Source organism: Streptomyces toyocaensis (genome assembly GCF_000725125.1).
GTDB lineage: Bacteria > Actinomycetota > Actinomycetes > Streptomycetales > Streptomycetaceae > Streptomyces > Streptomyces toyocaensis.
Map to the genome: position 1 here is coordinate 134651 of NZ_JFCB01000014.1, position 16272 is coordinate 150922.

The 16272-nt window shown below is 72.9% G+C and carries 17 protein-coding genes and 1 pseudogene; 9 read left to right on the forward strand and 9 right to left on the reverse strand.

Translation table 11 applies throughout. The features are described 5' to 3' along the window. The first annotated feature begins 184 nt into the window (after positions 1-184). Positions 185-670, forward strand: coding sequence for a Rieske (2Fe-2S) protein (locus BU52_RS17235; RefSeq protein WP_037935098.1), 486 nt, complete (start codon positions 185-187; stop codon positions 668-670). Between the two features lie 52 nt (positions 671-722). Then, on the forward strand, positions 723-1193 hold the full coding sequence (locus BU52_RS17240; protein WP_037935101.1) for a pyridoxamine 5'-phosphate oxidase family protein: 471 nt from the start codon (positions 723-725) through the stop codon (positions 1191-1193). Here the strand turns inward: BU52_RS17240 and BU52_RS17245 are convergent. Continuing rightward, on the reverse strand, positions 1190-2119 hold the full coding sequence (locus BU52_RS17245; protein WP_037935103.1) for a LysR family transcriptional regulator: 930 nt from the start codon (positions 2117-2119) through the stop codon (positions 1190-1192). The two genes, BU52_RS17240 and BU52_RS17245, sit on opposite strands and share 4 nt — an antisense overlap. 76 nt (positions 2120-2195) lie before the next feature. Between BU52_RS17245 and BU52_RS17250 the strand changes: the two genes are divergently transcribed. Continuing rightward, positions 2196-3143, forward strand: a complete 948-nt coding sequence (locus BU52_RS17250; RefSeq protein ID WP_051858318.1) for a DMT family transporter — start codon at positions 2196-2198, stop codon at positions 3141-3143. 250 nt (positions 3144-3393) lie between these two features. Here the strand turns inward: BU52_RS17250 and BU52_RS17255 are convergent, their stop codons facing one another. Continuing rightward, a complete protein-coding gene (locus BU52_RS17255; protein ID WP_037935108.1) occupies positions 3394-4731 on the reverse strand; it encodes an aminotransferase class I/II-fold pyridoxal phosphate-dependent enzyme in 1338 nt (445 codons plus the stop codon). Positions 4732-4766: 35 nt separating this feature from the next. On the opposite strand from BU52_RS17255, the gene BU52_RS17260 reads away from it, so the two are divergent. Then, positions 4767-5450: a pyridoxamine 5'-phosphate oxidase family protein gene (locus BU52_RS17260; RefSeq protein WP_037935114.1), complete on the forward strand. Its 684-nt coding sequence runs from the start codon at positions 4767-4769 to the stop codon at positions 5448-5450. Then, positions 5450-6078 (forward strand): annotated as a pseudogene (locus tag BU52_RS17265) (FMN-binding negative transcriptional regulator). Before BU52_RS17260 ends, BU52_RS17265 begins: the two are co-directional and overlap by 1 nt. Positions 6079-6113: 35 nt before the next feature. On the opposite strand, the gene BU52_RS17270 reads toward BU52_RS17265, so the two are convergent. The 4 genes from BU52_RS17270 to BU52_RS33715 all read right to left on the reverse strand — a co-directional run bounded on the left by BU52_RS17270 (position 6114) and on the right by BU52_RS33715 (position 9717). Next, the gene (locus BU52_RS17270) at positions 6114-7070 is read right to left on the reverse strand and encodes a DMT family transporter (protein ID WP_037935116.1); all 957 of its coding nucleotides are present in this window, start codon (positions 7068-7070) and stop codon (positions 6114-6116) included. A gap of 228 nt (positions 7071-7298) precedes the next feature. Continuing rightward, complete coding sequence (locus BU52_RS17275; protein WP_037935118.1) at positions 7299-8300, reverse strand: EamA family transporter; 1002 nt, start codon at positions 8298-8300, stop codon at positions 7299-7301. Positions 8301-8346: 46 nt separating this feature from the next. Beyond that, on the reverse strand, positions 8347-8880 hold the full coding sequence (locus BU52_RS17280) for a Clp protease N-terminal domain-containing protein (protein ID WP_037935207.1): 534 nt from the start codon (positions 8878-8880) through the stop codon (positions 8347-8349). Between the two features lie 210 nt (positions 8881-9090). Continuing rightward, positions 9091-9717, reverse strand: a complete 627-nt coding sequence (locus BU52_RS33715; RefSeq protein ID WP_078903292.1) for a PadR family transcriptional regulator — start codon at positions 9715-9717, stop codon at positions 9091-9093. A 162-nt stretch (positions 9718-9879) separates the two neighbouring features. On the opposite strand from BU52_RS33715, the gene BU52_RS17290 reads away from it, so the two are divergent. Continuing rightward, positions 9880-10689: a PhzF family phenazine biosynthesis protein gene (locus BU52_RS17290; protein ID WP_037935123.1), complete on the forward strand. Its 810-nt coding sequence runs from the start codon at positions 9880-9882 to the stop codon at positions 10687-10689. A 53-nt stretch (positions 10690-10742) separates the two neighbouring features. Here BU52_RS17290 and BU52_RS17295 read toward each other — a convergent pair whose 3' ends face one another. Both BU52_RS17295 and BU52_RS17300 read right to left on the reverse strand, forming a co-directional pair. Further along, a complete protein-coding gene (locus BU52_RS17295; RefSeq protein ID WP_037935127.1) occupies positions 10743-11543 on the reverse strand; it encodes a CPBP family intramembrane glutamic endopeptidase in 801 nt (266 codons plus the stop codon). Between the two features lie 78 nt (positions 11544-11621). Beyond that, a complete protein-coding gene (locus BU52_RS17300; RefSeq protein ID WP_037935130.1) occupies positions 11622-13139 on the reverse strand; it encodes a glutamate-cysteine ligase family protein in 1518 nt (505 codons plus the stop codon). Between the two features lie 562 nt (positions 13140-13701). On the opposite strand from BU52_RS17300, the gene BU52_RS17305 reads away from it, so the two are divergent. Then, positions 13702-14286, forward strand: coding sequence for a hypothetical protein (locus BU52_RS17305; RefSeq protein WP_037935132.1), 585 nt, complete (start codon positions 13702-13704; stop codon positions 14284-14286). 152 nt (positions 14287-14438) lie between these two features. Here BU52_RS17305 and BU52_RS17310 read toward each other — a convergent pair whose 3' ends face one another. Beyond that, the gene (locus tag BU52_RS17310; RefSeq protein ID WP_037935135.1) at positions 14439-15038 is read right to left on the reverse strand and encodes a TetR/AcrR family transcriptional regulator; all 600 of its coding nucleotides are present in this window, start codon (positions 15036-15038) and stop codon (positions 14439-14441) included. Positions 15039-15528: 490 nt separating this feature from the next. On the opposite strand from BU52_RS17310, the gene BU52_RS17315 reads away from it, so the two are divergent. Further along, entirely contained in the window at positions 15529-15729 is a 201-nt protein-coding gene (locus tag BU52_RS17315) for a DUF5999 family protein (protein ID WP_037935139.1), read from the forward strand. A gap of 89 nt (positions 15730-15818) precedes the next feature. Next, positions 15819-16214, forward strand: coding sequence for a TOBE domain-containing protein (locus BU52_RS17320; protein WP_037935141.1), 396 nt, complete (start codon positions 15819-15821; stop codon positions 16212-16214). Positions 16215-16272: the final 58 nt, after the last annotated feature.

A 16272-nucleotide genomic window follows, 5' to 3' on the forward strand; every position in this document is an offset into this window, starting at 1 on the left:
TGGCGCGGCGCCGCGCACCGGAGGCCGCCCGGGCGGGAAGGGCCCCCGCCCGGCAGCGGAAGGACAGCCGTGACGTACGCCCCTCCGACCGCGGGCACACCGGACTCCCGGCATCCCTGAACGACGTGGACCCGCCGGCCGTACCTCTCCCCGAATCCCCCGCATCCCCGGAAGGGACATCAGCATGACCGCATCACCTCTGCCCACATCGGGACCCGCCCGTCGAACCGTCGTGGCGGCGGCCGGAGCGGCGGGCCTCGCCGTCGCGCTGACCGCGTGCGGAGGTACCGACGACGCGTCGAGCTCCTCCGTGGACTCCGGCTCCACCGCGGGCCCGCCGGACGACGGTGCGGGCGGCGCCGGTTCGGAGGGTGGTGGCGCCGCCGAGCCGCTGGCCTCGACCGGGGACATCCCCGAGGGCGGCGGAAAGGTCTTCGCCGACCGTGAGGTGGTCGTCACCCAGCCGGCGGCGGGCGAGTTCAAGGCCTTCTCGGCCACCTGCACCCACCAGGGGTGCGCGGTGGGGAGCGTCGCCGACGGGGTCATCAACTGCCCCTGCCACAACAGCAACTTCTCCATCGCCGACGGCAGCGTGAAGAGCGGTCCGGCGACCAAGCCGCTGCCCGCGGTGGAGATCACCGTCAGCGGGGACTCGATCACCCTCGCCTGAGCCGTCGGGCGGCGTCTGGCACCCTGCACGACATGAGAGAAGAGGAGGCCGTATGACCGCCACGCAGCGCCGGGGCCGCAAGATCATGATGACGCCCGGAGAACTGGACGATTTCCTCACCGTCCAGCGGACCTGCCGGGTCGCCACGGTGTCCGCCGGGGGCGCGCCGCACGTCAGCACCCTCTGGTTCGCCTGGGACGGCACCTCGCTCTGGCTGTACTCCGTGGTGCGCAGCAGGCGCTGGGCGGATCTGCGGCGGGACCCGCGGGTGGCGATCGTGGTCGACACGGGCGAGGAGTACGACGAGCTGCGCGGCGCGGAGCTGTCCGGACGGGTGGAGTTCGTGGGCGAGATCCCGCGCACCGGCGAACTGTGCGCGGAACTCGACGTCCCCGAGACCCTGTTCGCCCGAAAGAACTTCGGCCTGGACGAGATGCCCCACGACGGACGGCACGCCTGGCTCCGCCTGACGCCGGAGAAGATCGTGTCCTGGGACTTCAGAAAGCTGCCGGGGCTGTCCTAGGAACGCCCCTCGCTCACCCCGGCCGGCCCGACGTGCTCCCCGGCCGCCCGCAACGCCTCCACCGCCGCGCGGATGGAGGGGCGCCGGTCGGCGTCCGCACGCCAGACCACGAAGACGTGCCGCCGCACACGCTGCCGCAGGGGGACCGTCACGACCCCCTCCGGCAGCGGGTTGCGGCCCAGCAGGGGGGCGATGCAGACGCCGAGACCCGCCGCGACCAGGCCCAGCTGGGTGTGGCTCTCGGCGGCGCGGTGGCCGACGATCGGCTCGATGCCCTTGGAGCGCAGGGTGAACATGAGCCACTCGTGGCAGAACTCGCCCTCGCCCCAGGTGATCCACTCGTCCTCGGCGAACTCGGCGAGGTCCACCTCGTCGCGGCCGGCCAGCGGGTGGCCGGCCGGGAGCGCCACATCGGCCGGGTCGTCGAGCAGGAGTGCCTTGACCAGTCCGTCGGGCAGCGGCATCGGCTTGTTGTACCAGTCGAGCACCACGGCGAGGTCGAGGTCCCCGCGGACCACGCCCCGGATGCCCTGCTCCGGTTCCAGCTCGCGGGAGCGCACGCGCAGCGCGGGATGCCGGGCGCGCAGATCCGCGAGCGCGACCGGGAACAGCCCGCGGGCGGCGGTCGGGAACGCGGAGACGCGCAGCTCACCGGCGACCTGCCCGCGCTGCGCCTCCAGATCGGACTGGGCCAGCTCGACCTGGGACAGGATGCGCGCGGCGTGCTCGGCGAGCAGCCGGCCCGCGTCCGTGAGCCGGACACCGCGCCCGTTCTTCGCCAGCAGCCGCTGGCCGACCTCCCGCTCCAGCTTGGCCATCTGCTGCGAGACGGCCGAGGTCGTGATGTGCAGCCCCTCCGCCGCGCCGCTGACCGAGCCGTGCCGGGCGAGGGCGTCGAGGGTGCGCAGGCGCTCCAGGTTCAACATGTAAGCGATGCTACGAGGTACCGCGTGCGAAATCTCGATTGTGCTACGAGATGGATCTCCCGCATCGTGTACGACCATGAGCAGCGTCACCGCGACCACCACCACGCCGGGCCCGGTCGGTCCCGCCCCGGACAGCGCCCTCCCCCGCCTTGACTGGCGGCTGCGTTTCGGCGCACTGTCCCTGATCTGGGGCTTCAGCTTCCTCCTCATCAAGGTGGGCACCCAGGGCTACGCCCCGTTCCAGGTCACCTTCGGCAGGCTGGCCTTCGGGACCGCCGTCCTCGCCGTCGCGATGGCGGTACGCCGGGAGCGGCTGCCGCGCGGTGCGCGTACCTGGGGGCATCTCGCGGTCGCCGGATTCCTGCTGAACGCCCTGCCGTTCTCGCTGTTCGCCTTCGCGGAGCTGACCATCCCGTCCACGCTGGCCGGCATCTGCAACGCTACGTCGCCGCTGTGGGGCATGGCGCTGTCGCTGGTGGCGCTCTCCGAGGACCGGCCGACCCGGGTGCGGGTGGCGGGGCTCGGCCTGGGGTTCCTCGGGGTGCTGACCGTGCTGGGGGCCTGGCAGGGTTTCCAGGGCCTGGACGCCCGCGGCACCGCCCTGGCGCTGCTGGCCTCGCTGAGCTACCCGGTCGGCTGGATCTACGTCCGCCGCACCCTGGCGGGCAGCAGCCACTCGAACCTGTCCCTGACCGGGGGCCAGTTGTTGCTCGCCACCGTTCAACTGGGCGTTGTCACGCCGGTGTTCACCACCCTGCCGACCACGTTCGCCGTCGGGCCGCTGCTGGCGATCGCCGCGCTGGGCACGCTGGGCACGGGGCTGGCCGTCCTCGTCCAGTACGGTCTCGTCGCCGAGGTGGGTCCGACGACCGGGCAGATGGTCACCTACTTCGTCCCGGTGATCGCCGCCGCGGCCGGCATCGTGCTGCTCGGTGAGACCCTGACGTGGTCGACACCGGTGGGCGCGGCGATCGTGCTGGCGGGCGCGGCACTGACGCAGGCGAGGCCGAAGCGGCCGGTCTGACCGCGACGCCGGCGGGCGCCTCAGGCTGCCGCGCGGAGCCGGCCACCGGACGGGATGCGCCGGCCGTCTTGGAAGCCTCCGGCGTGTGTGTGTGTGGGGGGGGAGCGCCGGTGCCCCAGCCGTGACGGCCGGGCGCCGCACCCGCGCTTCGGAGCACGCCCGCGTCGGCCCACCGCAGGCCCGCGTGCCGCGGCCGCGGCACCACCGCTCCGCGCCGGCCCGGGACGCGGCCGGCCGCCGCGCCCCGCGCCTACGCGTAGGTCCGCGCCTGTCCCCCGGCGGGGCCGATCGCCGCGGCGATGGCCTCGGACAGCGGCTCGATCTCGGCCTCGGTGAGCGTCGAGACGGTGACCCGGATGCCCGGCGGCGCGCTCATCCGGAAGCGGGCGCCAGGGGCCACCGCCCAGCCCGCGTGCAGGAGCCGGGCGACGGCGCCGGTCTCGTCGGGGACGGGCACCCACACGTTCATCCCGCTGGGTCCGTGGGCGGCGATCCCGCGCCGGGCCAGCGCCCCGATCAGCGCGTCGCGGCGCCGCCCGTAGCGCGCGGCCACGGCCGCCGGGTCCACCGCTCCCTCGCTCCACAGCCGCACCACCGCACGCTGGACGATCCGGCTGACCCAGCCCGGTCCGAGCCGTTGCCGTCCGCGTACCCGGTCTACGGTCACCGCGTCCCCGGTGAGCACCGCCAGCCGCAGGTCGGGACCGTAGGCCTTGGCCTCCGAGCGCACGAAGGCCCAGCTCCGGGTGGCTCCCGCGAGGGGATGGAGCGGGAGGTCGACGATGTGGTGCCCGTGGTCGTCCTCGACCAGCAGGGTCCCGGGGTGCTCGGCGAGCACCGACCGCAGATCACCCGCGCGTGCGGCGCTCAGCGCGGCGCCGGTCGGGTTCTGTGCCCGGTCGGTGACGACGAGGGCCCGCGCCCCGCTCGCCAGCGCCTGCCGCACGTCGTCGGGGAACGGGCCCTCGCCGTCGACGCCGACGGGAACGGTCCGCAGGCCGAGCGCCGGGACCAGGTCCAGCAGACTCCCCCACCCGGGGTCCTCCACCGCGACCGCGTCACCGGGTCTGAGGTGGGCCGTGAGCACCCGCTCGATGGCGTCCAGCGCGCCCGAGGTGACGGCGACGGGCCCGTCGGGGACACCGTCGGCGTCCAGCGCGGCCCGGGCCAGTCGTGCCAGCTCGGGCTCGACGGGCGCGTGGCCGTAGAGCACCGGGTCGCGGTCACCCTGGGCGGCCGCCGCCGCGAACGCCCCGGCGAGCGGGGGCAGCAGCGCGGGGTCCGGGTTGCCCTCGGACAGGTTGCGCACGCCCGGCGGGACCTCCACCCGGATGAGTTCGCGTGCCGTGGTCGCCGGTTTGGGCCGCACGCGACTCCCGCGCCGGCCCGCGGTCTCGATGACCCCGCGCTCACGCAGGGTCCGGTAGGCGGCCGCGACGGTGTTCGGGTTCACCCCGAGCCGGTCCGCCAACTCCCTTAGGGGAGGCAGAACTTCGCCCGGTCGCAGTGCCCCGTCCCCCACCGCCAGCTCGATGCTCGCGGCGATGTCCGCCGCACGCCGCCCACTGATCCGATACTCTCCTAGCACAAAGCCAAGTATGCACTAGTGCAACGGAGACCGCCATGCAGGGGACCCAGCCGCAGCAGCGGCCCGCCGCCACCTACCCGCCCACCGGGCGCACCGTCCCCACCCGCTCCCCCGACCGTGCCTCGTACGACAGGGAGCTGGTGCACGCGATACTCGACGAGGGCTACGTCTGCCACCTCGGCTTCGTCCGGGACGGCGCGCCGGTGGTCCTGCCCACGCTGTACGGCCGGGTCGGTGAGGTCCTCTACGTCCACGGCTCGACCGGTTCGCGTCCGCTGCGCGCCGCGGGCCGGGCCGGTCAGGGCCTGCCCGTCTGCCTGACCGTGACCCACGTCGACGGGCTGGTACTGGCCCGCTCCGCCTTCCACCACTCGGTCAACTACCGCTCGGTGGTGGTGCACGGCCCGGCGTACGACGTCACCGACCCCGAGGAGAAGCGGCAGGCGCTCGACGCCCTGGTCGACCACGTCGTACCGGGCCGGGCCGCCGACTCCCGCCCGGCGAACAAGAAGGAGCTGGCCGCCACGGCGGTGATCCGTCTGGAGCTGAACGAGGTCTCCGCCAAGCTCCGCACCGGCGGCGTCAACGACGAGCCCGAGGACCTGAACCTGCCCCACTGGGCCGGCGTCGTCCCGCTGAACAAGGGCTACGGCGCCCCGCTCGCCGACCCGGGCCTGGCGCCCGGCGCCGAACTTCCCGGCTACCTGGCGGCCCTGTGATGCTGATCCACCCCTGGGACGCGCCCCGCGACGACGAGTGGCAGCGGTGGCTGGCCGTGCACGACTTCGGCCAGCTCGCGGTCAACGGCCCTCCGGGCGAACCGCCGTACGTCCAGCCCCTGCACTTCGCGTACGACGCGGAGCGCGACGAGGCGGTCACCCACCTGGCCCGGCCCAACCCGCTCTGGCACGCCCTCGAGGCGAACCCGGACGTCCTGCTGAGCGTGGTCGACGACTACGTCTTCGTCCCCGGCCCCTGGCAGGCCGAGCCAGGCACCCCGCCGGAGCACGGCGTCCCGACGAGCCTCTACGCCGCCGTCCAACTGCGCTGCCGCGCCCACGTCGTGGACGACCCGGCGGGGAAGGCCGCGCTGCTGAACCGGCAGACGGGCCACTTCCAGCCGGAGGGTGGTTCCGCGCGGGCGGCCGAGGGCGAGGTGCCGTACGGATGCTGCTGTCCGGGATCCGCGGCCTCCGGCTCGAAGTGACGGGCGTACGGGCCAAGTTCAAGTACGCCGGCAAACGGTCCGAGGCGGTGCGCGACCGGATCGCGGCCGGGCTGGCGGACCGGGACGGCGCGCGTGACGCGGAGGCACGCGCGCACGTCCTGCACCGCCGGACGGCCTGAACCGCGTGCCCTCCCCGCCGGGAGGGCACGCGACGTCACACGGGTGCGGCTTCCGGCTCGACCCCGCGGGTCCGCGCACCCCGCGCCTCGCCCACCGCGAGCCCCGCGACCGAGCCCAGCATCAGCAGGGTGCCGGCCACGGTGGCCGCCGTGAGCCGCTCACCGAGCAGGGCGACCGCGAGCACCGCCGCGCTCACCGGCTCCAGCAGCATGATCACGGACACGGTGGCCGACCGTACGACGGCGGCACCGGCGAAGTAGAGGCCGTACGCGAGCGCCGTCGGCACGGACGCGACGTACGCGACCAGGCACAGCAGCACACCGGGGGCGCCGGTGTGCGGCACCAGGCCCTCGACCGCGGCGAACGGCAGCAGTACCAGGCTGGTGACGGCGAACGCCCTCACGGTCGTACCGGCGGAGTCCGTACCGCCGCCACGTCCCCACCAGCGGGTGAGCAGGGTCATCGCCGAGTATCCGGCCGCGGACAGCAGCGCGAGCAGGACGCCCCACGGGTCCACGGTCGTCTCACCGCCACCGAGGACGAGCACCACGAGTCCGGCGAGGGCACCCGCGACGGCGGCCAGGCCACCGCGCCCGAGCCGCTCGCCCATGGCCAGCCGGGCACCGAGCGCGATCAGCACGGGCCCGGCGCCCAGGGTGACGACGGTGGCCACGGCGAGTCCTGTGGCGGAGACGGCCGCGAAGTAGGCGGTCTGGAAGATCGCGAGCCCGACGCCGGTGGCTCCGGCCCGCAGCGCCCGGCGGCCGAACGGCTCCGGGACGGCGGGCCGGGGGCGCCGGGCCAGCGGCCGGACGGCGAGCAACAGGACCAGGCCGACGGCGCAGCGCCAGAAGGAGAGGGAGACGGGGCCCATGTCGCTGGTCCGGTAGACCAGCGACGCGGCCGCGCCCGCGGTGCCCCAGGCGGCACCGGCGACGATCAGATAGAGGAGGCCTCGCCCGACGGGCAGGCCGGATACGGCGTTCGACACGTGTTCTCTCCGCAGATGCGCACACCACGCGCGTCGGCGTGGGCGCGGAAGTTCGGGAAGGGATCCCGGAGGGGCCCCGGCCGGGGCCGGAGCGGCGGGATCATCGGACTTCGTCTGCGGGCAGCACCGTCACGCCCCGGGCGACGTGCCGGGGCGGATGTACCGGAGGGCCCGCCTCAGACGGCGGGAGGCGGAAGAACGAGTGCGCGCGCATGCATGATCAGCACCTTATGCGGTCGTTCCCGGCGTGGACAACTCACGTTCGGGGCCGCCGCCCGCCACCGGTGTCGCGGAGGCCTTCGCCGGGGCCGAGGACTGGGCGATGAAGGCGCCCGCCAGAACGACCGCGCCGCCCACGATCTGCGGTGCCGACAGATGCTCTCCGAGCAGGACCCAGGCGAGGACGGTGGCGATGACCGCCTCGAGACAGGCCACGACACCGGCGACCTGGGGCGAGAGCCGGCGCACCGACACCACTCCGGTGACGTATGCGGTCACCGTGGCGACGAGGACGATCCAGCCCAGCAGCACGAGGGCGGCGACCGGGGTGCCGTCCATCTCGGCGCTGCCGGTGAGCACGGACCATTCCATGGACCAGGGGCGGGCGACGACGGTCAGCACGGCGGCGCCGATCAGCAGTCCGTAGGCGATCACACCGAGCGGATCGGGCGCCTCGTCGGCGTCGCTGCCCTGGTCGGACAGGACGAAGTAGCCGACCTGGCAGCAGGCGGCGCCGAGCGCCAGCAGCAGTCCGAGGGCGTCGAAGCCGAGGCCGAACCACACCTCCACGACACAGGCGAGCCCGCCCACCGCGAGGACCACGCCGACCGCGGCGGCGCGGGTCACCGGCCGCCGCTGCACGAAGCGCACCCAGCCGAGCACGAGTGCCGGCGCCAGATACTCGACCAGCAGCGCGACACCGACGGGGATGCGGGAGATGGCGGCGAAGTAGCAGGCCTGGACTCCGGCCACGGCGAGCAGGCCGAACCCGACGAGCAGCCCCGGCCTGCTGCGCAACAGGCCCCGGTGCCGCACCGCCAGCGGCAGCATGACGAGCGCCGCGCCCGCCACGCGCAGCCATACGACGTGGAGCGGGTCGAGGCCCGCCTCGATCAGCGGCTTGGCCGCGACACCGGATCCCCCGAAGGCCACGGCGGACAGCAGCGCGAGACTGAGCCCGACGCCCCGTCCACGGTGGTTCCGGGTACTGACAGTGGTAGGCACCGGCACATGATGACAGGCGCCGACAGGAGCGTCACCCCCCATGACACCTGTCTCACCGACTGGACGGCGCCTTGAGCAGGGTGGACAGTGCGCGGGGGTCGATCCCGGCGCGTTCGAGCACCTCGACGGCGCGCGCCTGCGGGTCCGCGACGAGCGCGGCGAGCAGGTCCGTGCCGCGTGCCGGGCCTTTGCCGTTGCGGGCGGCGCGCCCATGGGCGCACTCCATGCAGCCCGCCGCCAGCGGGGAGAAGCCCGCCGTCACGGTCACCGCCGGGACGCTTCCCGAGTCCTCCACCGCGCCCTGCCAGCGCAGGCCGTAACCGATGCTGCGCTGGACCAGATAGCCGAGCAGCCGGGCGAGCCGGGGCCCCTCGCCGAGGACGGCCCTCACCTCGGGGTCGGACTCCAGGAGCGAGTGCAGCAGATGGGCCGTGTCGATCTGTCCGTCCCCGTCCCGGACGGCCCTGCGGCGGGCCCCGGCGACCACCGCCGCCAGCTCGGCGCTGAGCCTGGCATCGTTGTCGCCGCGATGAGGGCCCTGCTCCTGGAACTCCTGGGCCTGCGGCCGGGGGATACGGGGTTGCACGTCCCCCACCCCATCAGTCCCGTGCCGTCCGGACATCCCCGGCGGGAAGCATCTTGGCGTCCCACGGAAAGTGGACGCCCCGGACGGGAATCTCCTCCTTGCGGAGGAGATCAGGGTGTTCGGTGCCGAGAGGCGCGCGCCGGTCCGCGTCACGCCCTTCGCCGGGTCCGCGCCCGTCCTTGTCGTGCCGACGACCCTCGGGGAACTTCGTCAGTCCTCGTCGGCGAGAATCAGGTACAGCTTCTTGCGTGCCTCGTTGATGACGGCGAGGGCCTTCTCGCGCTGCCCCTTGCTGCCGGTCTTCCAGACCTGCCCGAAGGCCTCCATCAGGCCGAGGCCGGCCTGCCGGATCTCGCTCAGCGCCTCCCAGTCGACCCCGCGCGAGGCCTCCTCCCAGGGCGCCTCGGGACCTTCCCCGGCCGCCGTACGGCCGGCCTCGGTGAGGGAGAACAACTTCTTGCCGCCCTCGGACTCGCTGATGATGAGCCCCTCGTCCTCCAGCAGCTGGAGGGTCGGGTACACCGAGCCGGGGCTGGGCTTCCACGCCCCGCCGCTGCGCTCGGCGATCTCCTGGATCATCTCGTAGCCGTGCATGGGGCGGTCCTTCAGCAGGGCCAGGATCGAGGCCCGTACGTCACCGCGCCGCGCCCTTCCCCTCGGTCCGCCGCGCCCTCGTCCGCCCCAGGGACCCCCGTGGCCGAAACCCGGGCCGAAGGGCCCCCCGGGGCCGCCCGGGCCACCCGGGCCGAAGGGACCGAAGGCCGCACGCAGCCTCTCGAAGTCGCCCCAGCCGCCTCGGGGGGCGTCGTGCCCGTGCTCGTGTCCATGCGTACGCATCGTCGCCACTCCACTCGATCGTTGATCGGTCGCGATGCTTCAACGATATATCGGAGAACGACGGGCGACAACCCCCTCGGCCGACCGGACACTCCCGTGACCGGTCCACCACCCTCCGATTGGCCTTGGCCCGCGGCTCCGCGCCGCCCGTACCGTCGCGCCATGCGGATCCGAATCGTCGACGCCTTCACCGACCGGCCCTTCGCCGGAAATCCCGCCGGAGTGCTGCTCCTGGACGCCTTCCCCGACGACGCCTGGCTCCAGAGCGTCGCCCTGGAGGTCAACCACGCCGAGACGGCCTTCGCGCACCCGCTCGCCGACGGCGGCGAGGCCGACTGGGCGCTGCGCTGGTTCACCCCCGCCGTAGAGGTCGCACTGTGCGGCCACGCGACACTGGCCACCGCGCACGTCCTGCACAGCACCGGCGCGCACCGAGGTCCCGTACGGTTCGCCACCCGCAGCGGGGTCCTGGTCGCCACCCCCGGCGCTGACGGCGCCGTCACCCTGGACTTCCCCACGGCCCCGCTCACCGCCGTCGACGTCCCCGAGGGCGTCGCCGAGGCCCTGGGTACCGCGCCCCTGACGGCGTTCGACACCGGCCCGAACATCGGGGACCTGCTGGTCGAGGTGGCCGACGAGCGCACGGTGCATGCCCTGCGGCCCGACCTCAAGGCGCTGGCCGCCCACTCCGAGCGCGGCCTCATCGCCACCGCCCGCGCCGAGAACCCCGCCCTCGGCTACGACTTCGTCTCCCGCTGTTTCTTCCCGAACGTGGGAATCGACGAGGACCCGGTGACCGGCAGCGCGCACACCGCGCTGGCTCCCTACTGGTCCGAGCGGCTCGGCCGCCCCGCTCTCACCGGTCTCCAGGCCTCACCGCGCTCCGGCCGCGTCCGCACCGAGGTGCGCGGCGCACGCACGCTGCTGAGCGGACGCGCCGTGACGGTCATCGAGGGCGACCTGCTGGTCTGACGCCTATGTGGTGGAGGGGCGTACGGCAGTCCGCACACCCCTCCCTCGCCGTCTCACGCCGTCGGCAGCCAGTCCACCTTGCCGGCCAGCAGCGCGTACCCCACGAACGCCCCGATGTCGAGCAGCGTGTGCGCGACCACCAGGGGCCCCACGCGCCCCCAGCGCCGGTAGAGGTGGACGAACACCACGCCCATGACCATGTTCCCGATGAAGCCGCCGACGCCCTGATAGAGGTGGTACGAGCCACGCAGCACCGCGCTGCCCGCCATCGCGGCGCCCGGGGTCCAGCCGAGCTGGTTGAGCCGGCGCAGCAGATAGCCGAGGACGATGACCTCCTCGACGATCGAGTTCTGCAGCGCCGACAGGATCAGCACGGGGTACTTCCACCACACCTCGGGCAGCGCCTCCGGTACCACGGTGAGGTTGAAGCCGAGACCCCGCATGGCCAGGTAGAAGGCGATGCCGCTGCTGCCGATGACCGCCGCGACCGCCGCTCCGCGACCGAGGTCGAACCACGGCCGGGTGCGGTCGAAGCCGAGGACGCGCAGCCCGGCGCCCTCGCGCAGCAGGAAGTGCGCGACCAGCGCGACCGGTACGAGCGCCGTGGTGATCCCGAAGAGCTGCCAGGCCAGGTCCAGCCACGGGCGGCCCGGCGCGGCCGAGGCGTTCAGGGTGGCCGCCTGATCCTCCAGTCCACCCGGTTCGGTGACCGAGCCGACGAAGCTGATCAGCGCGGACACGCCGCTCGCGCCGAGCGACAGCGCGAGCACGAGCAGCGTCTCGTTGCGCAGCGTCCTGCGCGACAGTCTCCGCTCAGGAAGGGAATCGGCCCCCGTACCCGCCTCCACCCGCACACCTGCCTCCACATCACCGATCGGTCCGATCAGTATGAGGGCAGCGGCTGTGCATGCGGCCGGGGGGCCGCGCCGCGGTCAGGCCGTGGGCACCGGTTCCGGCAGGCCCACCGGCCAGCTGTGCACGGGCTCTCCCTGTTTCGCCAGCTCCCGGTAGCGACGCGTGGTGGCCGCCAGGGCGGCGTCCCGGCCCAGGCCGAGGTCGAGGGCGCGGTGGAAGGTCGCGGCCTGCCACGTCGCGCCGTTCACCCGCCGCCGGCACCGCTCCTCGATCACCCCGAGGTACAGGTCGCGGTCGGCGGGCTCGATCCCCCACGCGTCCAGCCCGGCCTCGGCGAGCGGCAGCAGCTCGTCCCGTACGAGGGTGACCGCGTCCACCTCCCCGAGACCGCCCAGACGACCGCGCCGGGGCCAGGTGAGGCGGGCTTCGATGCCGTGCTTGCAGGCGGCGTCGAAGTTCGCGGCGGCGGCCTCGAAGGGCAGCCGGGTCCACACCGGGCGGCTGTCCTCCGCGAGGGCGCGGACCACTCCGTAGTAGAAGGCCGCGTTGGCGATGACGTCCGTGATGGTGGGGCCGGCGGGCAGCACGCGGTTCTCCACCCGCAGGTGGGGGACGCCGTCTGCGATGCCGTACACGGGCCGGTTCCAGCGGTAGACGGTGCCGTTGTGCAGGACGAGTTCGGCGAGCGTGGGGACGCCGCCCCGGTCCAGCACCTCCAGCGGGTCCTCGTCGTCACAGATCGGCAGCAGGGCGGGGTAGTAGCGCAGGTTCTCCTCGAAGAGGTCGAACGCCGAGGTCACCCACCGCTCCCCGAACCAGGTGCGCGGCCGCACGCCCTGGGCCTGCAGCTCGGGCGGCCGGGTGTCGGTGGACTGCTGGAACAGCGGCGGCCGCGACTCGCGCCACAGTTCACGCCCGAACAGGAACGGCGAGTTGGCGCCGACGGCGATCTGCGCCGCGGCGACGGCCTGGGCCGCGTTCCACACTCCCGCGAAGCGTTCCGGGGTGACCTGGAGGTGCAGCTGCACCGAGGTGCAGGCGGCCTCGGGGGCGATCGACTTCGAGGTGCAGCTCAGCCGCTCCACACCGTCGATGTCCAGGGTGAAGTCCTCGCCGCGCGCGGCCACGATCTGCTCGTTGAGCAGGGCGTAGCGGTCGACATCGGAAAGGTTCGAGGAGACGAGGTCGTCCCGGTCCAGGGTCGGCAGGATGCCGATCATCACGATGCCCGCGTCCACCTCGCCGGCTTTCCGGTCGGCATAGGCGAGCGAGGTGCGCAGTTCCTCGTCGAGCCGGTCGAAAACCCGTCCGCTCAATCGGTGGGGCGCGATGTTCACTTCCAGATTGAACATCGCGAGTTCCGTTTGGAAGTCCCTGCTGGCAATCCTTTCGAGGACTTGCGCATTCAACATTTTCGGCATGCCGTCGGCGCCCGCGAGATTCAATTCGATCTCCAGCCCCATGAGGTTCTTGGGGCGGTCGAACCGCTTCTCCGCCAGGAGTCGCTCCAAGCCCGTCAGGCAGCTGCGGAGCTTCTCGCGGTAGCGCTGGCGATCGGACAGGTCGAACTGACCTGCCACGACCTTCTCCCCCATCGAAGCGTCCCTCCTCGGATGGGCGGACCGAAGAACGGCCGCCGGGGTCCCGGTCCACACAGGAGGATGCCCCGCGGATGCGATCGATAACGTCCCGGGCCCCACTGTCGGCCGCTAGTCTGGTCGATGGAGACCAGTGGCACATTCACGGGGCATGGCACAGAACGCATGGTGCGGGCCGGATGCGAAGTCGTGAAAAACGCCGACGAGAATTGGCCGACCGCTTGACGGCCGTTATCCGAGGTCATCGGCGTGCACCCTGCCTGGAATCGGGATGATTTTCGCGTTTCTCCGGCCAGAAGTACCCTTGTCGGCCCGACTGAAAACAGCTAGCCGAAACAAAGCCTGAACACACGTCGTATAAACTTCGCCCACAAGGCAGAAGGTGGGCGCCCACGGTCGATCGATCCAGCCGGAAGACGGCGTGCGGCAGCTCTCATCCCCGTCACCCGCGTTCGGACCCCGGTCCCTGCCTCTCTGACCTTCGCGAGCAGACAGCGCCGTCCGCCACGCCACGCCCCGCCCTCGCGCCACCGTGCCTTCGAATGAGAGGCGACCCACCATGCCGCTGCATGTCCCCCCGGCTCCCGCGCCCGCACTGCGTTCCGTCCTGACCGCGCTCTCCTCACCGACCGCGGTGCGTGAGGCGCGGACTCCCTCCCTGCTCGGCGCCCCGGGACCCGTCTCACCCGAGCTTCCCCTCCCCGTCCACGTCCTGGACCACGTGACCGCCGAGGGCGGGACCGCGACACGGCTGGCCGGGTGGCGTTTCCTGATCCGCACCGGCGACCGCGCGGTGGCCGCCGCGGACAGCGTGCTCACCGCGGACGGATGGACCTTTTCCCGCTTCTTCGAGGGTCCGTACATCCCGTCCACCGAGCTCGCCCTGCGCCAGGCCGAGGCCATGGCCCAGCCGTACCAGCCGCGGCTGCTGTCGGTGCCCGGCCTCTACATGCTGGCGCTGTGGCTGCACGGCGATCCCACCGCGGACGCCACAGGCGGCCGGCCCGCCGCCACCGATCTGCTCGTCCCCCTCGCGCCGGCGCCGCCCGGCATCGCGGCCCACCGCCCGCACCGGGTCACCGAACTGCTTCCGGTGCTGACACACCGGGTGACACCGACCCGGCTGCTCGGCTCACCCGCCTGAGGTTTCCGCGTCGCGTGCCCCGCCGTCCGGCCACCCCGGACGGCGGGGCACGGGCATGCGGACCGGACCGTCCGTTCCGGATCGGCGGAGGGAAGCAACGGCGGGCCCGTGCCCGGGCCGGTCCGGTCTGCTGCCGCTGCAACCGGGCGGCCTCATGTGCCGGATCGAGCCCTCTGCTCCACCGCCACGATGCGCTCCACGGCGGCCGTCACCAGTTGTTCACGCTCCTCCTCCGTGAAGACGTCCGGCAGGGTGAGCTGCTCAACGATCAGCCAGTTCAGCGTCAGTATGAGCAGCTTGACTGCCGTGGCGTCGCCCGGGAGGCCGGAAGCCTCGTGATAGGCGACATTGCCGTCGACGTCGGCTCGGACCCGGTCAGTGAGGACCCTGCGAAGTTCGGGGCGGCGGGTGGCCTCGAGGCGGAGTTCCAGCAGCGCGAGGTAACCGGTGCGGAAGGAGGCGATGCGGCCGACGAGCTCGCGCATCAGTTCGGCGTAGGTCTCAGGGTCGCGGTCGGCCGCCTGCTGGCGGGCGATCGTGGCCTCGTCGGGCTGGAGCCGCTCGTAGACCCGGGCACCGGCCTGAGTGAAGAGGTCGTCGCGGCTTGCGAAGTAGTTGGACGCCGTGCCGGCGGGAACGGTGGCCTCGGCATCCACGGCCCGGAAGGTCAGGCCGCGTGCGCCTTCTCGGGCCAGCACCTCGATCGCCGCGTCGACGAGCGCCGCGCGCCGCTGGTCGTTCCGTCTCACCATCGACCACTCCAGATGTAGTACTACGCCCACACCACTTCACGGAGAGTACTACGAGTGGGGGCCACTGGGGATCACCAGCCCGTACGCGCACCTACGGACGGAGTCCGGCAAGGTGGACGACCGCTGCCGCGCCGCTGCCGGGGGGCCCGCCGGGACGGGGATCACGGCGCGGATCCCCCGCTGGTGAACGTGGGCGCGGACGGCACGTGAGGAGTACACCCCGTCAACCGGAACCACGAGGACCAGCGCCATTCGGCCACGGCGAACCACCCGAAGTGACAGTGCAGTTGGGATGAACCGTCCGCGCGGGTGATGCGTCATCAACCTGTGAGGAGCGGTGCCGCGAAATCCCTGCGGATCGTCGTCCGTGGGGCAACACTGGTTTCCGACCGACGTATCACACCGGGGGGCGGTCATGAACGAGGCTTCACGCCGCGGAACTGAAACGACAGCCGACTCACAGGTCACCACAGAGCGAGAGAACCCACCCATGTGCCAGCACCAGCCACCGTGCCCCTCAGCCGACTCCGCCGACCGGGAATCCGCCCGTCTCGTGGCGCACCACCCGGAGCAGGGCTGGAGCCTGCTGTGCAACGGTGTCGTGCTCTTCGAGGACACCGGCGAGCTCCTCCCCGACGGCAGGATCATCGCCCCGCAGCGCCCCCGGGGCGCCAGCCTGACCACCGCCTGAGCGGGGGGGGCGGGCGTCACCGGGAGAACAGGGGCCGGCGCCCGACCCCCGGCCCGCCGCTGCCCGCACCGCGGCCTAGGGTGACGGGCATGCAGTCGTACACGATCGGCCAGGCAGCGAGGCTGCTCGGAGTGAGCCCGGACACCGCCCGCCGCTGGGCGGACGCCGGGCGCATCTCCACGCACCGCGACGAGGGTGGACGGCGGCTCGTCGACGGGCGGGACCTCGCCGCCTTCTCGGTCGAGCTCGCCAGGGCGGGCACAGCCGAGCCGGACACCCCCTACACCTCCGCGCGCAACGCCTTCCCCGGCATCGTCACGGCGATCAAGCTCGGCGACGTCGCCGCCCAGGTCGAGATCCAGGCCGGCCCGCACCGCCTGGTCTCCCTGCTCACCCGCGAGGCCGTCGAGGAGCTGGGCCTCGAAGTAGGTATGGAGGCCACCGCCCGGGTGAAGTCGACAAACGTCCATATCGACCGCACTTGAACGGAACGGCACGCTCACGAGAACGCGCGTGCACACCTGGTCGCTGCTTTTCCTCGCT